The sequence below is a fragment of the Neobacillus sp. Soil_C_43 genome (assembly GCF_057656715.1).
Genome location: NZ_JBDGJV010000006.1, coordinates 144,792 through 166,817, shown reverse-complemented (window position 1 = coordinate 166,817; position 22,026 = coordinate 144,792). Strand labels below are relative to the sequence as shown.

Annotated in this window: 20 protein-coding genes and 1 riboswitch; of the genes, 9 read left to right on the top strand and 11 right to left on the bottom strand. The window is 37.8% G+C overall.

Going from position 1 to position 22,026, the window contains the following annotated elements; translation table 11 throughout:
• Positions 1 to 67 precede the first annotated feature (67 nt).
• Positions 68 to 1,228: an MFS transporter gene (locus AC3A54_RS10780; protein ID WP_487654465.1), complete on the bottom strand. Its 1,161-nt coding sequence runs from the start codon at positions 1,226 to 1,228 to the stop codon at positions 68 to 70.
• A gap of 269 nt (positions 1,229 to 1,497) precedes the next feature.
• Between AC3A54_RS10780 and AC3A54_RS10775 the strand changes: the two genes are divergently transcribed.
• On the top strand, positions 1,498 to 2,265 hold the full coding sequence (locus AC3A54_RS10775) for an ABC transporter ATP-binding protein (RefSeq protein WP_487654464.1): 768 nt from the start codon (positions 1,498 to 1,500) through the stop codon (positions 2,263 to 2,265).
• On the top strand, positions 2,252 to 4,177 hold the full coding sequence (locus tag AC3A54_RS10770; RefSeq protein ID WP_487654463.1) for an FtsX-like permease family protein: 1,926 nt from the start codon (positions 2,252 to 2,254) through the stop codon (positions 4,175 to 4,177). Before AC3A54_RS10775 ends, AC3A54_RS10770 begins: the two co-directional genes overlap by 14 nt.
• A gap of 29 nt (positions 4,178 to 4,206) precedes the next feature.
• Here the strand turns inward: AC3A54_RS10770 and AC3A54_RS10765 are convergent, their stop codons facing one another.
• The 5 genes from AC3A54_RS10765 to AC3A54_RS10745 all read right to left on the bottom strand — a co-directional run bounded on the left by AC3A54_RS10765 (position 4,207) and on the right by AC3A54_RS10745 (position 9,576).
• A complete protein-coding gene (locus AC3A54_RS10765) occupies positions 4,207 to 5,202 on the bottom strand; it encodes a sensor histidine kinase (RefSeq protein WP_487654462.1) in 996 nt (331 codons plus the stop codon).
• Positions 5,199 to 5,873 carry a response regulator transcription factor gene (locus tag AC3A54_RS10760; protein ID WP_487654461.1) on the bottom strand — a complete coding sequence of 225 codons (675 nt, stop codon included), beginning with the start codon at positions 5,871 to 5,873 and terminating at the stop codon, positions 5,199 to 5,201. The genes AC3A54_RS10765 and AC3A54_RS10760 overlap by 4 nt, the downstream gene beginning before the upstream one ends.
• Positions 5,874 to 6,270: 397 nt before the next feature.
• Positions 6,271 to 7,908 carry a PhnE/PtxC family ABC transporter permease gene (locus tag AC3A54_RS10755; protein ID WP_487654460.1) on the bottom strand — a complete coding sequence of 546 codons (1,638 nt, stop codon included), beginning with the start codon at positions 7,906 to 7,908 and terminating at the stop codon, positions 6,271 to 6,273.
• A 1-nt stretch (position 7,909) separates the two neighbouring features.
• The gene (locus tag AC3A54_RS10750) at positions 7,910 to 8,662 is read right to left on the bottom strand and encodes a phosphonate ABC transporter ATP-binding protein (RefSeq protein ID WP_487654459.1); all 753 of its coding nucleotides are present in this window, start codon (positions 8,660 to 8,662) and stop codon (positions 7,910 to 7,912) included.
• Positions 8,663 to 8,676: 14 nt separating this feature from the next.
• Positions 8,677 to 9,576: a putative selenate ABC transporter substrate-binding protein gene (locus AC3A54_RS10745; protein WP_487654458.1), complete on the bottom strand. Its 900-nt coding sequence runs from the start codon at positions 9,574 to 9,576 to the stop codon at positions 8,677 to 8,679.
• A 380-nt stretch (positions 9,577 to 9,956) separates the two neighbouring features.
• Between AC3A54_RS10745 and AC3A54_RS10740 the strand changes: the two genes are divergently transcribed.
• Entirely contained in the window at positions 9,957 to 10,178 is a 222-nt protein-coding gene (locus AC3A54_RS10740) for a spore germination protein (RefSeq protein ID WP_487654457.1), read from the top strand.
• A 24-nt stretch (positions 10,179 to 10,202) separates the two neighbouring features.
• Here the strand turns inward: AC3A54_RS10740 and AC3A54_RS10735 are convergent, their stop codons facing one another.
• On the bottom strand, positions 10,203 to 11,507 hold the full coding sequence (locus AC3A54_RS10735; RefSeq protein ID WP_487654456.1) for a nucleobase:cation symporter-2 family protein: 1,305 nt from the start codon (positions 11,505 to 11,507) through the stop codon (positions 10,203 to 10,205).
• A complete protein-coding gene (locus tag AC3A54_RS10730; protein WP_487654455.1) occupies positions 11,504 to 12,100 on the bottom strand; it encodes a xanthine phosphoribosyltransferase in 597 nt (198 codons plus the stop codon). The genes AC3A54_RS10735 and AC3A54_RS10730 overlap by 4 nt, the downstream gene beginning before the upstream one ends.
• Before the next feature lie 115 nt (positions 12,101 to 12,215).
• Positions 12,216 to 12,317: riboswitch (purine riboswitch) on the bottom strand.
• Positions 12,318 to 12,513: 196 nt separating this feature from the next.
• On the opposite strand from AC3A54_RS10730, the gene AC3A54_RS10725 reads away from it, so the two are divergent.
• The 3 genes from AC3A54_RS10725 to AC3A54_RS10715 all read left to right on the top strand — a co-directional run bounded on the left by AC3A54_RS10725 (position 12,514) and on the right by AC3A54_RS10715 (position 16,867).
• Positions 12,514 to 13,512, top strand: a complete 999-nt coding sequence (locus AC3A54_RS10725) for an NAD(P)H-dependent flavin oxidoreductase (RefSeq protein WP_487654454.1) — start codon at positions 12,514 to 12,516, stop codon at positions 13,510 to 13,512.
• 140 nt (positions 13,513 to 13,652) lie between these two features.
• Entirely contained in the window at positions 13,653 to 15,308 is a 1,656-nt protein-coding gene (locus tag AC3A54_RS10720; RefSeq protein WP_487654453.1) for a class I adenylate-forming enzyme family protein, read from the top strand.
• 11 nt (positions 15,309 to 15,319) lie between these two features.
• Positions 15,320 to 16,867, top strand: coding sequence for an acyl-CoA carboxylase subunit beta (locus tag AC3A54_RS10715; protein WP_487654452.1), 1,548 nt, complete (start codon positions 15,320 to 15,322; stop codon positions 16,865 to 16,867).
• Between the two features lie 58 nt (positions 16,868 to 16,925).
• On the opposite strand, the gene AC3A54_RS10710 is transcribed toward AC3A54_RS10715, so the two are convergent.
• On the bottom strand, positions 16,926 to 17,216 hold the full coding sequence (locus tag AC3A54_RS10710; protein ID WP_487654451.1) for a hypothetical protein: 291 nt from the start codon (positions 17,214 to 17,216) through the stop codon (positions 16,926 to 16,928).
• Positions 17,217 to 17,540: 324 nt separating this feature from the next.
• Between AC3A54_RS10710 and AC3A54_RS10705 the strand changes: the two genes are divergently transcribed.
• Positions 17,541 to 18,731 carry a glycine C-acetyltransferase gene (locus AC3A54_RS10705; protein WP_487654450.1) on the top strand — a complete coding sequence of 397 codons (1,191 nt, stop codon included), beginning with the start codon at positions 17,541 to 17,543 and terminating at the stop codon, positions 18,729 to 18,731.
• Between the two features lie 93 nt (positions 18,732 to 18,824).
• Positions 18,825 to 19,769, top strand: coding sequence for an L-threonine 3-dehydrogenase (locus AC3A54_RS10700; RefSeq protein ID WP_487654449.1), 945 nt, complete (start codon positions 18,825 to 18,827; stop codon positions 19,767 to 19,769).
• 35 nt (positions 19,770 to 19,804) lie between these two features.
• Here AC3A54_RS10700 and selD read toward each other — a convergent pair whose 3' ends face one another.
• Complete coding sequence (selD, locus tag AC3A54_RS10695) at positions 19,805 to 20,863, bottom strand: selenide, water dikinase SelD (RefSeq protein WP_487654448.1); 1,059 nt, start codon at positions 20,861 to 20,863, stop codon at positions 19,805 to 19,807.
• A gap of 136 nt (positions 20,864 to 20,999) precedes the next feature.
• On the opposite strand from selD, the gene AC3A54_RS10690 reads away from it, so the two are divergent.
• Positions 21,000 to 21,239, top strand: coding sequence for an Rdx family protein (locus tag AC3A54_RS10690; protein WP_374121051.1), 240 nt, complete (start codon positions 21,000 to 21,002; stop codon positions 21,237 to 21,239).
• 290 nt (positions 21,240 to 21,529) lie between these two features.
• On the opposite strand, the gene AC3A54_RS10685 is transcribed toward AC3A54_RS10690, so the two are convergent.
• Positions 21,530 to 21,928, bottom strand: coding sequence for an Hsp20/alpha crystallin family protein (locus tag AC3A54_RS10685; RefSeq protein WP_335549374.1), 399 nt, complete (start codon positions 21,926 to 21,928; stop codon positions 21,530 to 21,532).
• Positions 21,929 to 22,026 lie beyond the last annotated feature (98 nt).

The window sequence follows — 22,026 nt, the reverse complement described above, 5'->3', positions numbered from 1 at the left end:
CCTTTATACATCAATCCTCATAACCCATTTTATGCATGTCCTAGCAACATATTCCTCCCATAAGATATTACATGTTTGTTGTTTTAACTGTAGCCACCTGCGGTCGAAACAGAAAGAATAAGATAAATGCTGCCATGGATATAATTGCACCTGAAATATATGGAAGACCTATAGAGAGTGAGAACAGCCAGCCACCAATCGGTGGTCCCAATATCCGTCCGAGAGAATCAAAGGAAGATAGAAGTCCAGTTGAACTCCCATGGCCCGAAGTAGACATTTTCGTAATTAATGAAGATACACTTGGACGGATGACACCATTTCCTAACCCAAAAATGGTTAAAAAGATGGCAGCTGTTGAAAAATTATGTACAAATAAAATTAATCCAAAGCCAATGGCTGAAACAATAATTCCGCCTTGAATGACCGTACTTTCTCCGTATTTCTTAGTCAATTTGCCAACTAATCCCCCTTGCACCAATGCACTGCCAAATCCCATGATCATAAAAATATAGCCGAGTTGAGTGCTCTCTAGACCAGCCCTTTTTGCCGCGAAATAGGCAAAGGTTGCCTCTAATCCGGAAAGAGATAATGAAATTAGTAATTGAACAAAGAAAAGAACCGAGACACTCGAGTTAAAAGCTTTCCAAATGGAGTCTCTTTTAACGGTGCTCTTTTTATTAGTAGATTCTTTTAGTAAAAGGAAAACCAGCACTAAAGTGATTAAAGATGATCCACTAGCTAAGTAAAAAGGCATACTCAAGCTGTTTTTTGAGAAAACCCCTCCAATTGCTGGACCGAAAACAAAGCCTAGGCCAGTGGCAGCTCCGACAATCCCCATTCCTTTCCCACGATTTTCTTCTGTAGTAATGTCTGCCACGTACGCCATTGCGGTTGGCATATTTGCAGAGGAGAGAATACCGCCTAAAATCCTTGCTGCAAACAACATCCATAGTTCAGTGGAGACCGCTTGGATAAAGAAAGATAAGGCAAGCCCGGTTATGCCAATCATCATTACAGGTTTTCGTCCAATTCGATCTGATACCTGTCCCCATATCGGTGCAAAAATGAGTTGCATGAGTGAATAAACCGCCATCAACAATCCAAGCTCAGTTGGGTTCGCTCCGATTTCTTCAGCGTAGAAAGGTAAGACTGGGATAATAATACCAAACCCAACCATAACCAAAAACATTACTACAAATAAAATAGGTAAAGCTCCTTTAGTTTGCAAAGATATTTCACTCCTTAGATGATTTCAACTGTTGTTGTCATATGGTAAATTTCACTATTAATAGAATAATGGAAAGTACAGTGACAATACAACCTTAACACATTAATTCTAGCTTCAATTATGTGGGTATGATACGTTTATAAAAATGGTATGTAATATCTTACAATATTGTAAGGAACAGGAGCCGTTGTGTAAGGATACATTATGGAAAGGCAGCTGTATATTTTTTATAGTAAATATAAGGAATTTACAGAAATGGGTGATAAGTTATGGAAATTATTTTGGAGGCAAAAGGAGTAAATAAAGTCTTTGGTACAAGAAGAAGCTCCTATTCAGCGCTTAAAGATATTGACTTAAAGATGTTAAAAGGTGAATTTGTTGGGGTAATGGGTCCTTCTGGAGCGGGAAAATCAACGTTACTTAATGTGTTATCGTCAATTGAAAAACCTTCTTCAGGGGTTGTTAGTATTGGTGGAAAAAACTTACAAAACTTATCTGACCATGATTTAACAGAATATAGAAGAGGAAAAATGGGGTTCATTTTTCAAGAATATTTCCTTCTAGATACATTAACTATCAAAGAAAATATTCTATTACCATTAGCTTTTAGTCATATATCAGTGGATGAAATGGATAAAAAAGTGATTGAGCATGCTAATCGCTTTGGAATCCAAGATATCCTTGAAAAATATCCATATGAAGTTTCTGGCGGCCAGCAGCAGCGCACTGCTGTTTGCCGGGCTATCGCCTGTGATCCAAGTATTATTTTTGCTGATGAACCAACCGGTGCACTCGATTCTAAATCCGCTTATCAGCTGCTTGAGACTCTTGTTGAACTTAATAAAGAGTATCAATCGACAATCTTAATGGTTACTCATGATGCTTACGCTGCAAGTTTTTGTTCACGAATTATCTTCATAAAAGATGGATCCCTTTATACTGAAATCCGTAAAGGAGATCATTCACGTAAACATATGTATAAACAAATACTTGATATCCTTTCGGCATTAGGAGGGATGCAACATGACATTGTATAGCCTTGCTAGTAAGAATATAAAAAAAAATATTCGCCAATATTTGATTTACCTAAACTCTATGATTATAAGTATTTCTATTTATTTTACATTTGTTTCTTTAGAATACAATAATCAATTACTTGGTTCCACTGTTACTCTTGGTAAGATGGAGTCTGCTTTTCATGTTGCATCAATAGTATTAATGATTTTTTCCGCTATTTTTATTTGGTATAGCAACTCTTTTTTTACTAGAAAACGTAAAAGGGAAATAGGGCTGTACTCCCTGTTTGGAATGAGTAAAAGAAAAGTAGGGCAGCTTCTGTTTTTTGAGAATTTGATAATAGGTGCCTTGGCGCTGATTCTTGGAATTAGTATTGGTCTTCTTTTTTCAAAACTGTTTATGATGATTATTTTTAAATTAATGAACTTTTCCCTGGAAGTGGCCTTTACTATATCACATCGTGCCTTGATCCAAACAATTATCATTTTTCTCATCATTATTTTGATTACTTCCATACATAGTTATCGTGTAATCTATCGGTTTTCATTGGCTGAACTCTTTAAAGCGGAAAGAATAGGAGAGAGACGAAGTACGCCTTCTATTGTTACTAGTTTTTTAGCAATAGCGTGTATCGTCTCAGGATATATTTTAGTAATGAATCCTGGAGAGTTGAATGTAATAGCTCAAATTGGTATTCGAATCATTACAGCCGTATTTTTACTGATAATAGGAACCTACTTTTTTATGCATTCTCTATTAGCTTATTTATTATTGTTATTGAAAAAAATGAACTCTGTTTATTACAAGGGAAGGAACTTGCTTAGTGTAAGTCAGATAATGTATCGAATAAAGGGGAATGTCCTCGTCTTAACGGTCATTTCATTATTAAGCAGTATTACCATTGTTGCTTGTGTGTTGACCTATAGCTTTTATTATCATATTGATTCCATATCCAAAAAGGATAATCCCTTTAGTTATATTTTTAATTTGATGGACACCAAGGTAAATAATCAGTTGCAATCAATTATTGAAGAGGACTCTTCAACAAAGATCACCTATAGTGAAAAAATAGAGTACTTACCAATTCAAACGGATGTATCTGCATTAGAAAGAATCCCTGATTTTTTTCAAGCAATCCTGATCTCTGAGGATTCGTATCATAATCTGATGAAAAAAAGGAAAGTGAAAGAGGAGGTTCACCTAGAAATAAATGAGGCGATTGCCTTTTACGATGGCACCTTAAATCAAAATTATGACCCATATAGTGGGAAGAGTCTTTCATTGCCAAACAATCATACGATTAAAATTATTGACTATAAAGGATATTCCTTACTTAACCAAGGGGATAATCTTTTTCCGCTTGTTGTTAGCAACTCACTGTTCAACGAGTTAAAAATGGGGATGACCTCTGAAAAACTTTATATTTATAAAATAGAGAATGAAAAAGAGGTCAAGGCATTAAATACAAAACTCGATAGACTAACAGATCCCTATAAATATGTGGAGGACACACCGAGACCCATTTACTCCAGTTTCTATGAGCAATACCATTATGGACTTGAGACTTACGGTTTGCTTATATTTATTTGTGGGTTCCTTGGGCTGGTCTTTCTAATAGCCACAGGCAGTATTATTTATTTTAAACAACTAATGGAAGCCGCCACGGATAAGGGTCGGTATAAAATTTTAGAAAAGATAGGTATTCCTGACAAAGAAGTGAAAGGATCCATCGCGAGACAAGTGGGCATTACCTTTTTTCTTCCACTGATTCTTGCAATCAGCCATAGTATTGTCTTTCTAGCTTTCTTTTCTGATTATTTACCTATTAAAATGCAAGTGCCTTTTATTACCTGTCTCGGAGTCTATTTATGCATATACCTAGTCTATTATTGGTTAACAAGCGCATCCTATTTTAAAATAATTAAAGGATAAAAAATCAGGCTCTTAATGAGCTTGTTTTTTTATCCTTTATATAAATTATATCGTAGAGGAAAATAAAGAATCGCTTGGGTTCCTGCGCCGACTGTCGATGTGATGGAAAGGTCATGTCCTAGTTTTTCTGCTGTTTTTTTGACAAGATATAATCCCATGCCGGTAGAGCGTTGATTAGTTCGTCCGTTTTTACCTGTAAATCCTTTTTCAAATACACGTGGAAGGTCCTCAGGTGGGATACCAATCCCTTGATCAATAATTGTCAATGTTCTTTTCTCCGAATTAATAGTGAAGGAGATTTCACTGTATTCATCCGAGTATTTTAAAGAATTCAGGAGGATCTGTCTGATAATAAAATTCAATCCTTTTAAATCACTTATAACCGTTAACTGACTTGTCTCAATTGAAACTTTTATTTTTTTCGAAATAAATGACTTTGACTCCGCTTTAATTATATTTTTGATACATTTCTCCAAATGGATCTCTTCAATAATATAGTCCTTGTTGAAATCATTAAGTCTTGAAAAGTAAAGAGCCTGCTCCACAAACGCTTCTATTTTGTCGATTTCATCCTGAAGACTAGGAGAATCAACTTCAGTTTCCAGTAATAAACGACTGACAGCAATGGGTGTTTTTATCTCATGAAACCATTGTGTCATAAATTCCAACTGCTCCTTTTTCTCTTCATCACGCAGATGGTTGCTCATTACATACTGCTCACTTAATCGTTTCATGGTTTCTATATAAATTTCTTGTTCATATGTGACTGGCAAAGGGATTGAATCTGAAAAATATCCATTAGATGGGAGCTGCTTCCACTTTACCAGCTGATAATTTTTATAAAGATAAGAGCCAATGAAAAATACGCTAAAAACAATGATAGAAAGGAGGACTAAATAAACTAGACTTCCAGTAGAGATATGTAGTTTTGGGTCAACGCTTATTAAGATGACCATAAAAAGTAATACAATCAAAAAAGTGAGTAAAAACCATTTTTGGTCAGAAAGAAAGTGTGAAAATTTCATTTGATCACATATCCTTGTCTTTTTTTTGTTTCAATAAAGTCATCAAGCCCGAATTCTTCTAGTTTCCTTCGTAGTCGGGCGATATTAACCGTTAATGTATTATCATCAATAAAATTTTCGCTTTCCCAAAGTGCAGTCATTATTTCATCTCTCGGTACAATACATTCCTTTTTTTTCAGTAATAAATACAAAATTTGAAATTCATTTTTGGTTAAATCAAGTTCTTTCTCATGATACGAGATGCTGCCCTTATCCACATGGAGGATGAGGTCTCTATGCTCCATGTAATCTTTTTCTTTCTCTTTATAGGTAAAGACCCTTCTAAAAATAGCATTTATTTTAGCCATTAGTACATCGAGTGAAAAGGGCTTTTGAATAAAATCATCTCCGCCCATGTTCATTGCCATGACAATATCCATATTTTGAGAACGGGAAGAGATGAAGATGATAGGGACATTGGATAACTGACGAAATTTACCACACCAATGATAGCCATCATAAATTGGAAGATTAATATCTAGGAGTACAAGGTCGGGCTTATTATTCATAAATTCTTTGTCAAGATGTTCAAAGTCATTCGCCTCAATAGGATCAAATTTCCATTTGAGCAGTGTATGAGCAATAATCGAGCTTATTTTAGGATCGTCCTCTATGATCATAACTTTGTACATATCTATTCCCACCATTTTCAATTATTTTCTGTTGAATCTATTATACTAATAATTTTTTGTATGTGGAAAAATTATCAAATTAATAGGACGAAAGTATCCACTTTATATTCATAAAATTAGATAGCGGGAAAGTTCAATCATACTTTTTGACTTGGAAGTGTAATGGTCGTATACCAACCTATGAGGAAGCCGTAGAAATTATAGTAGGGAATGGTTCGCAAATAAAACTTGGATTTACGCAAATAAACCCTGAGTTTTCGCAAATAAAACCAGAAGAATCGCAAATAAAGCTTGAGTTTTCGCAAATAAACAATGAATTTACGTAAATTTCGACCTAAAATTTCGCGAATACCTAGAATATAGTAAAGAGGATGCCTATTTTGGGCATCCTCTTTACCTATTTCACTGCTTTTCTTGTACTTTCTGATGCAAAATCTGCAATAATGACAAGAATCATATAACAAAGGAGAAGCAGAGTAATTTGAGTATATTGGAAAAAGCTCATCGCCAATTTAAATTCCATACCAAGGCCGCCTGCGCCAACAAATCCGACCACAATGGTTGTTCTCATAATCACTTCCCAGCGATAGAGAATATAGGTAAGAAATCGAGGTACCACCGTAGGCAGGATTCCATAAAAGAAAATTTGAATCTTGGAAGCACCCGAGGATGCTAGGTTTCTTATTGGTCGAGGATCCATATCCTCAATAACCTCCGCCCAAAGCTTCCCAAGTATTCCAAAATTGTGGAGAGCAAGAGCAATGGCACCCGGTAAAAGCCCTGGTTTGAAGATGAAAATGATCATCATCGCCCAAACAAGTTCAGGTACGGAGCGAGAAAAGATATAGGAGACGCGAACAAGACCATATAGAATCCAGTTATACCATCGCTTTGACGAAGTAAGACTTCCATTCGCGATATTTCTTGCAGCCGGAATCACAGTTATGAAAGCGGCAAGGGTCGAAAATCCGATTGCCATAATACTCATTTCTAGTGTTTCAAGCGTTAATTTTAATGCAGAAGACCAGCTGTCTGCATTGAGGAAGGCTGGATTCTCTTGGTTAACACCTACTAACCCACCGAAAAATTTCTTTGCATATTCTAAATTCTTATCAGATAATAGCTCAAATAGTTGTGCATTTTCCCCAAGGGTTATATAGAACCATGAGACAAAGATTAACAATAGAGTAAAGAAAGTGGACATCCAACCAGGGCTAAAGCCCTTTCTTCTTTTCCGGTCAGTTAACCCTTTTCGGACAAAATTACTCCAAATATCAACGAATAGAACAAGTCCGATGAGAAAAAACACATACGTCCATACTTGATCGTATTTCAAGTCAGCGAGGGATAACTGAATTTGATACCCCAAGCCACCGAGTCCAACAAAACTCATAATAGCTGAAGAGCGAATGGAACACTCAAAGCGGTACATGGTGTAACTAATCATATCTGCCCAAACTAAGGGGAGGTAGCCATATATTAGTATTTGCAGTCGCGATGCCCCGGTAGATTTTAAGGCTTTAATTGGATTCTGTGGCACATCATTTAACATATCGGCAAATATACGGCCTAGAATCCCTCCGTAAGGAATGGCAAGGGCAAAGATAGCTGCGTAGGGGGAAAGACCCATTGCTGCCACAAAAAGCCAAGCCCAGATCAGTTCATGGATAGACCTTGTAAAACCTAAAATCCCTCTAAAAAATACTTTTGAAACCATTCGGGAAACACGGTTTGACGTTAAAGTACCTGATGCCAGAACCCCAACAATAAATGCATAAATAATTGCGAGCGACATTCCAGCCACAGCGTAAGCAAGGGTGATCCAAGATGATTCTAATCCTTTGAGCAGCACTTGCGCAGTCAAATCGGGATGAATAATGCCTTCAAAAATTTGCAACATGGTGGGAATCCCACCAGCATGAAATAAATCTGTATTCCATTTAATAGAGAAGAGACTCCAAGCGAAAATGGCCACTAAAAGCAAAGTGAGGAGGAAGCGGTTATGCACGCGAAAGATGGATCTTTGTTTCGTCATCTTACCCTTGCTCCTTTAACTGATAGAGGTCATTAAGCAATTCATCAGTCACTTGGTCTGTTGGTAAATCAAAAAATATTTCACCGTTCTTTAGAGAAATAATCCTCGTAAAATACTTACGCGCATATTCAACAGAATGCAAGCTTGCGATTAAGGTTTGCTTTTCCTCAGTGACAATACTAGTTAACATAGAAAGCAAATCATCTGCCCGCGCAGGGTCAAGAGAGGCAACCGGTTCGTCAGCAAGAATGACTTCTGGCTTTTGTACCATTAATCGTGCCATCGCTACTCGCTGCTGTTCGCCACCAGATAAGGAAGAGGTAATCTCATATACTTTTTCAGTTAATCCCACTCGTTTAAGTGCATTGACGGCTACTTCTTTTTCTTGTGGAACAAGTAATGACAAAAGGGACTTGAAAAGACCCCAGTCAGCTAATTTCCCCGCTAGGACGTTATGAATAACAGCAAGTGGTCCGATTAAGTCGAATTGCTGGCGAATAACTCCTACTTTTTTGGCAAAGACTTTGCCTTTTTTATAGGAAGTTAGAAGTTTAGTATCAATTATGAGATCCCCGCTGTTCAAAGGAACCAACCCGGCAATTGCATTCAATAGGGTGGTTTTTCCTGCCCCACTTGGTCCAATTAACGCAACTAATTCTCCTTCCTTTATAGAAAAAGAAAGGGAAGATAAGGCTATCTTCCGCTCATAGTGTTTCGATATGTTTTTTGCTTCTATTTTTATATTTGAAGACATCTCAACTACACCTACTACTTAATAATCTGTAATTCTTTTGCGACCTTTTCAATCTTTTTGTAGTTATCATTTTTTGTTTCGACAAAGCTGTCAGTTTGGAATAAGTCAGCAATTTCTTTTTGCTCACCAGTAATAGAAAGAAGAGCATCCTTTACTTTCTTTTTCGTACCCTTACCAAATTCTTCTTCAACATTGCTGTTAATGGTCCAGTTATAGTCATAATAAGCTGGTGTTGTATAGAATACTTTTACTTTATTTGTATCTACTTTTCCTTCTTTAACTGCTGCTTCCCAAACTGCTTCGTTTAGAGCACCGGCTTTAAAGGCACCTGATTCAATTAACTTGTATGTTGTATCATGTGAACCTGAGAAGTTTGGTTTGCCATCAAAGTCTTTATTAGCATCGATACCAGCTTCGGATAAGTAGTAACGTGGCATTAAATGGCCTGATGTAGAGCTTTCACTACCAAAAGTAAAAGATTTCCCTTTAAGATCTTCAAGCTTCGTAATATTTTCTGATGCTTGGGTAATAAAAACAGAATGGAATTCTGCATCACGAGGTCTTTGGACAATGGATTCAGCATCTGGAACAAGATTTCTAGCTTGTACGCTTGTTAATCCGCCAAACCATGCCATATGAATTTCACCACGTTGAAAGCCAGTAACAAGTGCTGCATAATCAACTGATGGGACAAATTCAACCTTCATCCCCGTTTTTTCGCTTAGGTAATTTGCAACAGCTGTCATCCCTTTTTCCAGGTCAGCAGCATTTTGGTCAGGAATCGCACCTATTTTAAACACTTCTTTAGTTGTGGTTTCTTTTTTAGTTTCACTTGATTTTTCTTCTTTCTGTCCACATGCAGCTAAAGAAAATAGTAGTAATACAGTAATCATAACAGACAACCATTTTTTCATAAACAAAATCTCCTCGGTTCTTATGTTTTATATAGTAGATATGTCCTTGCTTTTAAAATTATAGAGAAATGCTATTTTAAAATAAATTCATTAAATCGATTTATTCTATCTGCATAAATCTGTTTAATCGATAGATAAATGTCGGTAAAAAGCTTAAAAAGCCTGTGATAATAGGAAAAACCCCTGAAATAGCACAGGGGTTCTAAAATATCATTAAACGGATAAATGTGGCCATTCTTCAACATTCCAAACTTTGTTTTTCTCGTGTATGAAAGGACGAAACGAAATAGGAGTTTCTATTTTTATTCGTATTAATGAAGAAGTTTAGACAAGCACCCTTACTTTTACATATACTATTAAAAAATAAAGGGGGACAAAGGGTGGCGCTCAATCAAGACGGGATTAATATCGGTACGATTTCAGGCGGTATTGTCAACTTTGGGGGGGCTGTATATATTGCTCCCATTTCGGTAACAAAATCCATAACTGGTTCTGGTGAAGGAAATCAGGGGACAGATGTCTCTACGAAAACAGTGTCGAATTCTTCAAACCAAAAAAGTGTAATGAGTTTAATTGATTTAATCAGGCGGAGCATAGAGTAGCTCCGCCTATTTTTTTTGTGTAAATTATGATGCTCGTAAACTGGAAGTCGCTTGCTGATGCTTGGATGGTTTTACTACATTAAAAATAATGTTTAAAAAGATAGCAGTAAAGCTTCCAGCGACAATTCCATTGTTGGTTAAGATTTTTATGCTTTCTGGAAGGTGGGTAAATAAATCAGGTACAGCAGTTACACCAAGACCCATACCAACTGAGCAAGCAATTATAAGTAGGTTTTCTTGTGAAGCAAATTCCACTTTGCTTAGCATTTTAATTCCATAGGCAATTACCATTCCAAACATGGCTACCATTGCCCCACCTAGAACAGGTGTTGGGATCACCGTTGTAAACGCACCTATTTTTGGTACAAAACCAAGGACCACAAGGATTCCACCCATCGTATAGATAACATTTTTCCCTTTTACACCAGATAACTGAACGAGTCCAACGTTTTGGGAATAAGTGGTATACGGGAAGGCATTAAACAAAGCACCAAGTATACTTGCAATTCCTTCTGCACGATAACCTCTTGATAAATCCTCCTCGGTAAGCTTTTTTCCTGTTATATCACTTAATGCTAAATAGACACCTGTTGACTCTACTAGACTAACAATGGCTACTAATGTCATTGTAATAATCGGTGTTAATTCAAATGAAGGAGTTCCAAAATAAAAGGGTTTGACCATATGAAACCATGAAGCGTCGGTTACAGCTGCAAAATTCACTTTACCCATTAAAGATGCTGCAATTGTTCCAGCACCTAATCCAAGGAGGATTGAAATAGAGCGGATAAAGCCTTTTGTAAATCTATAAAGTAAAATGATAAATAACAATGTACCGAAAGCAAGACTGATATTTGAGATACTGCCAAAATCAGGGCTCCCTTGGCCCCCAGCCATGTTGTTCATTGCAACTGGAATTAAGGTAATTCCTATGATGGTAACGACTGAACCAGTAACAACAGGAGGGAAGAACTTAATTAATTTACCGAAAAATTGTGAAATAAGAACAACGATTAGACCTGAAATAAGAATAGAGCCGTATATGGAAGATATACCGTATTGGCTGCCAATTGAAATGATGGGTCCGACAGCCGTAAAGGTACACCCTAGAACAATTGGTAAGCCCACCCCAAAAAAACGATTCTGCCAAACTTGTAATATAGTGGCTATCCCACACATTAATATGTCGATGGAAACTAAATAGGTTAATTGTTCTCCGGAAAATTTTAGTGCTCCTCCAATAATAAGTGGTACAATCACTGCACCAGCATACATGGCTAACACATGTTGAATTCCTAAAGATGCTATTTTTAAAGGATGTTGTTTCATTTGATATATTCCTCCACTTTTTCATTAATAAATGTAACCTCTCCATTTGTAAGTGAGGCAATTTGGGCTAAAGATTCAACCCTTAAACCAAGATCCTGCAGCTTACGGGAACCGTTTTGGAAGGATTTTTCAATCACAATGCCAATACCAGTAACCTCTGCACCAGTTTGTTGAACGATGTTCACTAAGCCAAGGGCGGCCTCTCCGTTAGCGAGAAAATCATCAATGATCAGTACTTTATCATTTGCATCCACATATTTTTTTGAGACAGATATTTCATTTGTTTCGTTTTTTGTAAACGAATAAACACTCGCAGTGAGCAAATCATCTGTAAGGGTTAAAGATTTCTTTTTCCTAGCAAAAACGACAGGAATCATCATATGTAATCCAGCCATGACAGCAGGTGCAATTCCAGACGATTCAATGGTTACGATTTTTGTAATCCCGTTTCCATTAAACCGAGCAGCAAACTCTTTGCCAATCTCGTTCATTAAAGAAGGGTCTAATTGATGATTCAAAAACGAATCTACCTTCAGAACATGTTCATTTAGGACCATTCCATCCTTTTTAATTTTTTCCTCTAATAGTTTCATATTTACCTCCTAAAAAATAAAAAGCCCAAAAGTCATGTTCACAACAAAAATGGAGTGAGCAATGACCTTTGGGCTTTTATGCCGAAAGGATATAGAAATATTCGTTTGAATAAACGAACTTCTATTACTCACTCATAGTCAGATTGTTAACGGCAATCTGGTAGAAACTTGCGGGCCATATCCCCGCTATTATATGAGTGATACTTTATTAATTTACTAACATTATAGCATAAGTAATGCGGAAATCAATCTTATTTATCTAATATACGAATGCTATGTTTGTTATTAGTTGAAATATTCGCCTTTAATCAAGTTTCATATTTATTCCCTCTAAAGATTGAATAACCATTCATTTTCAGGTACTATAGAGAAGAGTGTTTTATTCAGAAAATTCTAAATTAGGAGTGAGTGTGATGAATAAAGGTATTCCTGAAAACTGGTGGACTCAGCTTAGGCTTCCTGTTATTTCTGCACCAATGTTTTTAGTATCTGGGCCAGACCTTGTTAAAAATTGTTGTTTGAATGGAGTGATTGGTTCTTTTCCTGCTCCCAATGCAAGACCTATCGAGGTACTTGATCAATGGATGGGACAATTAAATGAAGAGCTAGAGGAAGCTCGTGTACAGAACCCTGATCGTAAAATTGCTCCGTGGGCCATGAATATGGTGGTACATAGCACGTATGGCCGCCTTCAGGAAGAGTTGGAACTGATTAAAAAGCATAAACCACAATTAGTTATTACTTCACTAGGGAGTCCAAAACATGTAGTTGATATCGTACACGAATATGGTGGTCTTGTATTCTCTGATGTAAGCGATTTGAAATTTGCTAGAAAAGCAGCCGAAACAGGAGTAGATGGTTTAATTTTAGTAGCAAGCGGGGCGGGTGGGCATGCTGGCCAAATTAATAGTTTTGCCTTTGTTGACATGGTAAGAGGCTTTTGGGATGGAATAATCATCCTTGCTGGTTCGATATCAACAGGTAAAGGAATATTAGCAGCGCAGGCTGCTGGTGCAGATCTTGCTTATATGGGGACACGCTTCATTGTGGCCACAGAAAGCATGGCAAATGATGAATATAGAGAGATGCTAGTTGAGTCCACACAGGAAGATATTGTTTTAACAGATGCTTTTTCAGGTGTGATGTGTAATATGTTAAAGCCTAGTATTGTAAAAGCGGGATTAAACCCTGAACAGCTTGTAAAAAAAGACCAAGTTAATTTTGATAGTATGCAGAGAGAGACGAAATCAAAAGCATGGCGGGATATTTGGTCCGCTGGTCATGGAGTGGGGGCGATTGATAAAATTGAATCAACCGCCGAAATTATTAATCGATTAGAGCTTGAGTATAAAGAGGCTCTTGAAAAATTGAATCGGAGTGCCAGTCAATTAAACGGGGTTCATGTGAATTAATAGGTTCATAGTTGAATAAATGTAGTATAGAAAAGAGAAGGCTCATTGTGGGTCTTCTCTTCTATAAAAATACTAACCGGTTAGAATGTAAAAATTTAAAACAAAGTATTTTCTATTCTTACAATATAGGAGAGATGTAAATGGTAGAAAAAACTCACCCTTACTGGCCAACTCAATTACCCGCTAAACTAACTTATTTACAGGGAGAAAAGTCACTCGTTGATTACTTGGATCAACATGCTAAACAGAAACCTAATGAAACAGCCTACATTTTTTACGGTACGAGGATTACCTGGGGTGCACTTTCGAATCAGGTACAACGATTTGCACACTATTTACATAGGATGGGCGTGAAGAAGGGGAGTTGTGTAGCCCTTTATATGCAAAACTGCCCTCAATATATTATTGCTCATTTTGCTATTCAGAAGTTAGGCGGAATGGTAGTTCCTTTGAATCCTATGTTTAAAGAGAATGAATTAGCTTACTTTTTAGAAGAAGCACCGATTGAAGGAATCATTTCAGGTTCAGAAGGGTATCCCCTAGTGAAAAAAGCTATAGAAAAAACCCACCCATTACAATTTGTTGTTACCACAAATTATCATGATTTCCTCCCAGAGCAACCCGAATGGCAGTTTCCAGAAGAATTCCTATTACCCAAACAACATTTCACTGAAACAGATGACTTTTGTGAAATTCTCCAAAATGAATCACCTTATGAAGCCAAAGAACCGATTGATATATGGAATGATGTTGGATTAATCGTTTTTACCTCAGGCACAACCGGCAGGCCGAAAGGGGCCATGTTAACTTACGGAAATGCGTTATTCAAAACAGCTGCCTCTATGCAAGCAAATGGAATGGGGAAAAAGGATGTTTTATTAGCTAGTGCCCCGTTATGTCATATTGCCGGTATGGTCATGGGACTTAATAGTCCCGTATACACAGGGCGCCCATGTGTTTTATTCACTCGTTTTGATCCTCATGCCACCGTTGAAGCCATTGAAAAAGAACGGATCACATATTGGTATAGCATTGCACCTATGAATTGGGCCATTTTACAACTTCCAACCATCAAGGAAAGAAATCTTTCCAGTTTAAAAACGAATTTGGCAACGAGCTTTGGTGTCCAAGTGACTGCAGAATTAGCGGATAATTGGCGTACTCTGACAAATGGATGTAGCCTCTTTGAAGCAGCCTACGGTCTAAGTGAGACACACACCTGTGATACCTTTATGCCAAAAGATAAAATTAAGTATGGATCCTGTGGTATTCCCATTTATGAAACACAAATACGGATTTTGAGCCTTGAAACGGGCGAGGAACTACCAGCAGGCAAGCAGGGAGAAATTGTTATTAAAAACCCAGGTGTATTTAAAGGGTATTTAAACAGACCTGATGCTACCTCAGAGACACTACAGGACGGTTGGGTTCATACAGGAGATATAGGATATCTTGACGATGAGGGCTATTTATATTTCCTTGGTCGGGTAAAGGAAATGATAAAAAGTTCGGGTTATAGTATTTTTCCGGAAGATGTTGAAGCTCTACTAAACCTCCACCCTGCTATTAGACAATCCGCTGTCATTGGTGTTCCTGATCCTATAAAAGGTGAAGTGGTGAAAGCGTTTGTTGTTTTACATGATAGAGAAAAAGAGAAACTTACAGCTGAAGACCTGATTGCATGGGCAAAAGAGACGATGGCTGCCTATAAATATCCCCGCTATATAGAAATCATTGATCAACTTCCCGCAACACCTTCTGGGAAGGTACTTCGAAAATTACTAAAAGAGGAGTAGGAGAGCGAAACATGGATACTTTAAAGCAACTTACTAATGATCTGCAGGCAAAGAAAGAAGCCGCTCTTTTAGGTGGAGGACCCGAAAAAATAGCCGCACAACATAATAGAGGACTGCTGACAGCGAGGGAGAGAATAAATAAATTAACAGATGAAGGTACCTTTATGGAGCTCGGCATGCTTAATACTTCTGATGTAAAAGGAGCTGAACATAAAAGCTATGGAGATGGACTCATTACAGGTGTAGGTAAAATAAACGGTAGACCTGCGATTATTCAAGCTGGGGACAAGACTGTATTCGCCGGTACAGAAGGCAATGTCCATATTCGTAAATCAAAGAGTATACATGAATTTGCAGTGAAAAACGGCCTGCCTATTTTTTCTCTTCATGAAGGAGGAGGCTTACGTATGCCTGATGGAATGGGGTCTGATGGAATAAGCGATAAATTGTTTCCTCGTGAAATGCTTACCCTTCATCGCCAAGTTCCGACCATGACGGCTATTCTTGGTGATAGCTTTGGCGGTCCAACCTGGGCCGCAGTATCTTCTGATTTCGTTACCCAGCTTCAAGGGACATGTATGGCTATTGCCGGCCCGCGAATGCTTGAACTTGCAAATGGTCAAAAATTAACTCCGGAGGAATTAGGAGGAGTTGATATTCATCATAAATTTACGGGTCAAATTGATGAGGATGGCAGTACAGAAGATGAATGCATTGAGCAGTTAAAAAACTATTTTTCATACATGCCACAACATGCAGGTGAACGGCCGAAAATGAGACAAACGAACGATGATCCCTATCGCCTGGTTGAAGAAGTATTTACTATTTTGCCTCAGCAAAACAATCGTGTATATGATATGAAGAAAATAATTGAAGTGCTCGTTGATGATGGGGTTACTTTTGAGTATCAAAGAAAATTTGGTAAAGGACTCATTACAACTTTTGCTCACTTAAATGGACATTGTGTAGGTATCGTTGCTAACCAGCCAAATCAGTATGCTGGTGCACCAGGACCACAGGAATGTCAAAAGGCAACGGAATTTATTTGTTTATGTGATTCCTACCATATTCCGCTTATTTTCCTGCATGATACACCTGGTTTTCGAATCAGCAGTGAAGCGGAGAAAGCAAAAATGCCGACAAAAATCATGGTATGGAACCAGGCATTGTCGCTAGCAACTGTACCTAAAATATCCGTTGTGATTCGAAAAAGTATTGGTGCTGCTTACGGGAATATGTGCGGCCCAGGAATGGGAGGAGATTTAGTCGTCGCCTGGCCGACAGCAGAGATTAATTTTACCGGTCCAGAAGTTGGAGTCAACGTAGTTTTTGGGAGAGAACTTGCTCACGCTGAAAATCCAAAAGAGGAAAGGCAGAAGCTATTAGAGCTATGGTCTTTTGACAGCTCACCATATAAAGCCGCGGCCAAGCATTTAATTGACGATGTCATACACCCTAGTGAAACGAGAAAATTTCTCTCTCAATCCATCGAATATCTGCTGACTTCTAAGCGTGAAAAAAGTGAACGGCTGTTGTCGACGTGGCCAACCGGTATATAAAGTGAAAGGAACCTGTCCATGATATGGATAGGTTCCTTTATGTTCAAGAATAAGTCATTTATTTTTTCTTTTTTTGCTCTTTGGCAACTATTTTAATTACTTTATATCCCGGTTTCAATTTGATCTTTTTTGTTTCCTTGTCTGTTACTACTTGGTACATCGTATATTTTCGAGGTATATGTTCTAATCGATCGATTTTCTTAATCGTTTCTTTATGAAAATATTTGTGTATTTTCCTCATTTGCTTTTCTTGATTTTCGCCGTAAAAGAATTCATAGGCAAGCTTGAATAGGAAAATAAACACGAAACCAATAAGAAGTGTATAAATAAGAGAATACAATAATGACAAAGTTGACATCCTTTCTTAGAAACAATCTGTTTGCTTAATTAGATGATTATAACGTAATGGTAGTCGTAAATGAAATGAACAATATTCCAAATGTAGGTTTTATGCTTAAATAAGTGCTATTTAGATAGGGTATCTTAAAAAAGTATAAAAATATTTTTATCTTTTGTCCTCTAGGTATGAACAATAAGTTAATTTTATGATAAAGTATGGGTAGAAATCCTTTAATTACGCTGTTTAACAGCTATCTATTGTCCATTCCACGCGGACAAATGTTTTTTAAGGAAAAATAATATAACCTACGAACGCAAATAGGGGGAATCGAGCATGTCCAGTACCATTTTGGAGCAATTTTTAAATGAAAACCTAGAGGATTTAAAAGGGAAGGGTTTATACAATGTAATTGACCCACTTGAAAGTCCCAACGGCCCATTAATTACGATAAATGGCAGAGAGCTTGTCAATCTTTCTTCCAATAACTATTTAGGTTTAGCAACCGATGAACGATTAAAAAAGGCAGCAGCTGATGCGATCGAAAAATTTGGTGTCGGTGCTGGTGCGGTCCGGACCATCAACGGGACACTTAAACTTCATGTTGAATTAGAAGAAAAATTAGCAGAATTCAAGCATACTGAAGCAGCAATTGCATACCAATCCGGTTTTAACTGTAATATGGCAGCTATTTCTGCTGTAATGGATAAAAATGACGCCATTCTATCTGATGAACTAAACCACGCCTCTATCATTGATGGCTGCCGCCTTTCTAGAGCAAAAATTATCCGTGTCAACCACTCTGACATGGAAGACTTACGTGCAAAGGCCAAAGAAGCGAAAGAGTCCGGCCTCTATAATAAAATCATGGTAATTACTGATGGTGTGTTCTCCATGGACGGGGATGTTGCGTTATTACCTGAAATTGTAAAAATTGCAGAAGAATTTGATTTGATTACATATGTGGATGATGCCCATGGCTCCGGTGTCCTTGGTGATGGGGCTGGAACAGTGAAGCATTTTGGTCTTTCAGATAAAATAGATTTCCAAATTGGGACACTATCTAAGGCAATTGGTGTTGTTGGCGGATATGTGGCTGGCAAGAAGAATTTAATTGACTGGTTAAAGGTTCGTAGTCGCCCATTCTTATTCTCTACTTCTCTAACTCCTGCAGATGTTGCGGCAAGTAAGAAGTCCATTGAAATTTTAATGGAAAGTACGGAACTGAACGAAAAGCTTTGGGAAAATGGTAACTATTTGAAAAAAGGGTTAAAAGAATTAGGCTTCAATATCGGCAACAGTGAAACGCCAATAACTCCATGTATCATCGGGGACGAAGCACTTACTCAACAATTCAGCAAACGTTTGAATGAAGAAGGTGTATATGCAAAGGCGATTGTGTTCCCAACTGTACCAAAAGGAACAGGACGTGTTCGTAATATGCCAACTGCTGCCCATACAAAAGAAATGCTCGATCGAGCTATTGCTATTTATGAGAAAGTCGGCAAGGAAATGGGCGTTATTTAATAAATGAATATGAACGGAACCTCTAGGTATTGGGTGACGTAGCTATAATGGAAGACAGAATTACTTAGCAAAAGTGAAGAGGACGGAGAAACAATGAAGCGAATTTTAATTACAGGTGCCTTAGGTCAAATTGGTTCAGAATTAACCTTAAAACTAAGAGACATATACGGAGCAGATAACGTTATTGCTACAGATATCAAGAAGAATGATAGCGAGGCAGCAAATAGCGGACCGTTTGAAACGGTAGATGTAACAGATTTAAACAAAATGGTAGAAACGGCAAAAAAATACCAAGTAGACACTGTAATGCATTTAGCTGCACTTCTTTCAGCAACCGCGGAAGCAAAGCCTGTATTTGCTTGGAACTTGAATATGGGCGGTCTAATGAATGCATTGGAAACAGCTAGAGAGCTTAATGCTCAATTCTTTACTCCAAGTTCTATTGGTGCATTTGGCCCAACTACTCCTAAAGACAGTACACCACAGGACACGATTATGCGTCCAACCACGATGTATGGTGTCAATAAGGTAGCGGGAGAATTGTTATCGGATTATTATTATCACAAGTTTGGCGTAGATACTCGTGGCTTACGTTTCCCAGGATTAATTTCTTATGTGGCTCTTCCTGGTGGAGGTACTACGGATTATGCGGTCGAAATCTATTATGAAGCCATTAAAAATGGTAAGTATACTTCTTATATTGATAAAGGCACATATATGGATATGATGTACATGCCTGATGCCTTAAATGCTATTGTTAATTTAATGGAAGCAGATCCTTCAAAGTTGATTCACCGCAATTCATTTAACGTAACAGCCATGAGCTTTGACCCTGAGGAGATCGCAACTAGTATTGCTAAGTATATCCCTGGCTTCGAAATTTCATATAATGTCGACCCAGCTCGTCAAAGTATTGCAGATAGTTGGCCAAATTCGATTGATGCAAAAGCTGCTAAAAATGAATGGGGCTTTACTTACGAGTATGATTTAGACAAAATGACACGAGATATGCTTGAAAAACTGCGTAAAAAACTGTAATTGTACAAAAAAACAGCGAAGCAATTGCTTCGCTGTTATCTTTTTACATAAATCAATTTATCTTTTTTCTCGGTCACGCGACCGATAATGGCTGCATGTGACAAGCCTTTTGCATGGAGATCATCAACGTATGTTTGTGCTTCCTCTTCACCCATTGAAATAAGTAAACCACCAGAAGTAATTGCATCACACAGAACAAGCTGCTCCTCAGGGAGAATTCCTTCCTCATAAACAACATCGTTTATTAACCATTGATGATTTGATTTGGATCCACCTGGTACCACACCGTCCTTCGCTAACTGCAAAGTACCTTCTAGCATAGGAACCTGACTATTGGTGATCTCAAAGCTCACATCACTTCCGCGAGCCATTTCACTGCCATGACCCAATAGCCCGAAACCGGTAATGTCAGTAACGGAATGCGGCTGATAATTGGTTAGAACCTCCGAAGCAGTCTTATTCAACATCGCCATTGTTTCCGTAACGATTTGTTCTTGCTCAGCTGTAACCACACTTCTTTTGATTCCGGTTGTCAAAATTCCTACACCAATTGGCTTGGTAATCACAAGGACGTCGCCAGGTTTAGCTCCGACATTTTTCCAAACTTTATCAGGGTGAACAATTCCAGTAACCGAAAGACCAAATTTAGGTTCTTGGTCATCAATTGAATGACCGCCCACAGTAATAGCACCAGCCTCTTTAACCTTATCTGCAGCACCACGTAGGATCTCTGAAAGCATTTCGGCTCCTAGTTTTTTAATGGGAAAACCAACAATATTTAAGACCGTTTTAGGCTGTCCTCCCATGGCATACACATCACTTAATGCGTTTGCAGCGGTAATTTGCCCGAACATATAAGGATCATCCACAATAGGGGTAAAATAGTCTACGGTCTGTATAAGTGCAATTGAATCAGTTAACTTATATACTCCAGCGTCATCAGACGTATCAAGCCCCACTAATAATTCGGGAACAGGTTCTTGTTTAGGTAACAGACGCAAAACTTGCGCCAGGTCCTCAGGACCAATTTTGCAGCCTCAACCAGCTTTTGTTGATAAAGAGGTTAGGCGAATCTTTTCTTGCTCACTCAACATGTCCACCTCCATTCTCATAGTATAACTCTTTAGTTATAAATCCGCACTTAAAAGAGACAAAAGATTTGCGATGGAATAGGGGATGGGGTAAAATAATTCTACTATATAGATAGAGGAAATGTGGAGGTTTACAAAGATGAAGAACTATCATGTCGTCGTTGAATTTTGCATGCAATGAAACTACGCACCAAAAGCCGCGAGTTTCGCGGAAGAGTTGTTTAACCATTTTTATCGAAACATACAAAAACTTGAACTAATCCCAAGCTCAGGTGGGGCATTTGAGGTAACAGTTGATGGTGAAAAAATATACTCCAAGCTGGATACAGGAATTTTTCCTGATACAGATGAAATCATTCAAATAATGGAATCTAAATAATAGGCTATGTTAAAGCATTATGTTGATTTGACACACCTGTTGATTGGAGCGGAAGGCGCGAAGACTCCTGCGGGAGTAGCGGTCTCGGGAGACCCCCGCAGGAGTGAGCGACGAGGAGGCTTCCGGAACGCCCGCGAACCGCTCGCGCCTGGAGCGTAAATCAACAGACAAATGTAACAAAGCCAAATAAAAAAGAAGAGGCCGACTCCATGGTTTATGAGTCGGCCTCTTCTTTTGACGGTAATTGTATTATGTTAACTGATCTTTAAAAAATAATTGCCTATTTAAGCTTAAGGCAAGGTAATAAATCTATTCTTCCCAACACCATTCTTTGTTTTTGATATAAAAATCTCTAAAATACCATTTGTAAAAGTGGCAAAGACCTCTTGTTTTATCACTAAAAAAGGAAAATCGATACTTCGCAACTTTTTGGATTGGTTTTCTGAAGGGGGATATTTTGTAGCAGTGATACATAATTTACTTTGTTCAATATATACTTTAATCTCTGATGCATCATATTCACTTAACAGCGCTTCAACAATCCATTCCTTTTCAGTCTCATAAAGATCGATTCGGAATTGAGTTTGATCTTGATACGATGTTAGAGGATCCAAAAAATAGTTTTCAAGCCATTTTTCTACTAACTCATAATCAAAGGATTGATTTTGAGTTTGTCTTTTTTTAGTCATAATTAAACCCCCTTGCTCGTTTCATTTTATTCATTGGTCCTTAAAATGTGAAACTCCTATGGTATAATGGGGCAAAAGATGGATGAATGAAGGAGTTT

Coding starts and splice junctions, on each gene's coding strand:
- AC3A54_RS10765 (WP_487654462.1), bottom strand. CDS start 5,202: ATGAAATTTTCACACTTTCTTTCTGACCAAAAATGGTTTTTACTCACT.
- AC3A54_RS10770 (WP_487654463.1), top strand. CDS start 2,252: ATGACATTGTATAGCCTTGCTAGTAAGAATATAAAAAAAAATATTCGC.
- AC3A54_RS10725 (WP_487654454.1), top strand. CDS start 12,514: ATGAATAAAGGTATTCCTGAAAACTGGTGGACTCAGCTTAGGCTTCCT.
- AC3A54_RS10685 (WP_335549374.1), bottom strand. CDS start 21,928: ATGACTAAAAAAAGACAAACTCAAAATCAATCCTTTGATTATGAGTTA.
- AC3A54_RS10730 (WP_487654455.1), bottom strand. CDS start 12,100: ATGAAACTATTAGAGGAAAAAATTAAAAAGGATGGAATGGTCCTAAAT.
- AC3A54_RS10715 (WP_487654452.1), top strand. CDS start 15,320: ATGGATACTTTAAAGCAACTTACTAATGATCTGCAGGCAAAGAAAGAA.
- AC3A54_RS10750 (WP_487654459.1), bottom strand. CDS start 8,662: ATGTCTTCAAATATAAAAATAGAAGCAAAAAACATATCGAAACACTAT.
- AC3A54_RS10735 (WP_487654456.1), bottom strand. CDS start 11,507: ATGAAACAACATCCTTTAAAAATAGCATCTTTAGGAATTCAACATGTG.
- AC3A54_RS10760 (WP_487654461.1), bottom strand. CDS start 5,873: ATGTACAAAGTTATGATCATAGAGGACGATCCTAAAATAAGCTCGATT.
- AC3A54_RS10720 (WP_487654453.1), top strand. CDS start 13,653: ATGGTAGAAAAAACTCACCCTTACTGGCCAACTCAATTACCCGCTAAA.
- AC3A54_RS10700 (WP_487654449.1), top strand. CDS start 18,825: ATGAAGCGAATTTTAATTACAGGTGCCTTAGGTCAAATTGGTTCAGAA.
- AC3A54_RS10755 (WP_487654460.1), bottom strand. CDS start 7,908: ATGACGAAACAAAGATCCATCTTTCGCGTGCATAACCGCTTCCTCCTC.
- AC3A54_RS10705 (WP_487654450.1), top strand. CDS start 17,541: ATGTCCAGTACCATTTTGGAGCAATTTTTAAATGAAAACCTAGAGGAT.
- AC3A54_RS10775 (WP_487654464.1), top strand. CDS start 1,498: ATGGAAATTATTTTGGAGGCAAAAGGAGTAAATAAAGTCTTTGGTACA.
- AC3A54_RS10745 (WP_487654458.1), bottom strand. CDS start 9,576: ATGAAAAAATGGTTGTCTGTTATGATTACTGTATTACTACTATTTTCT.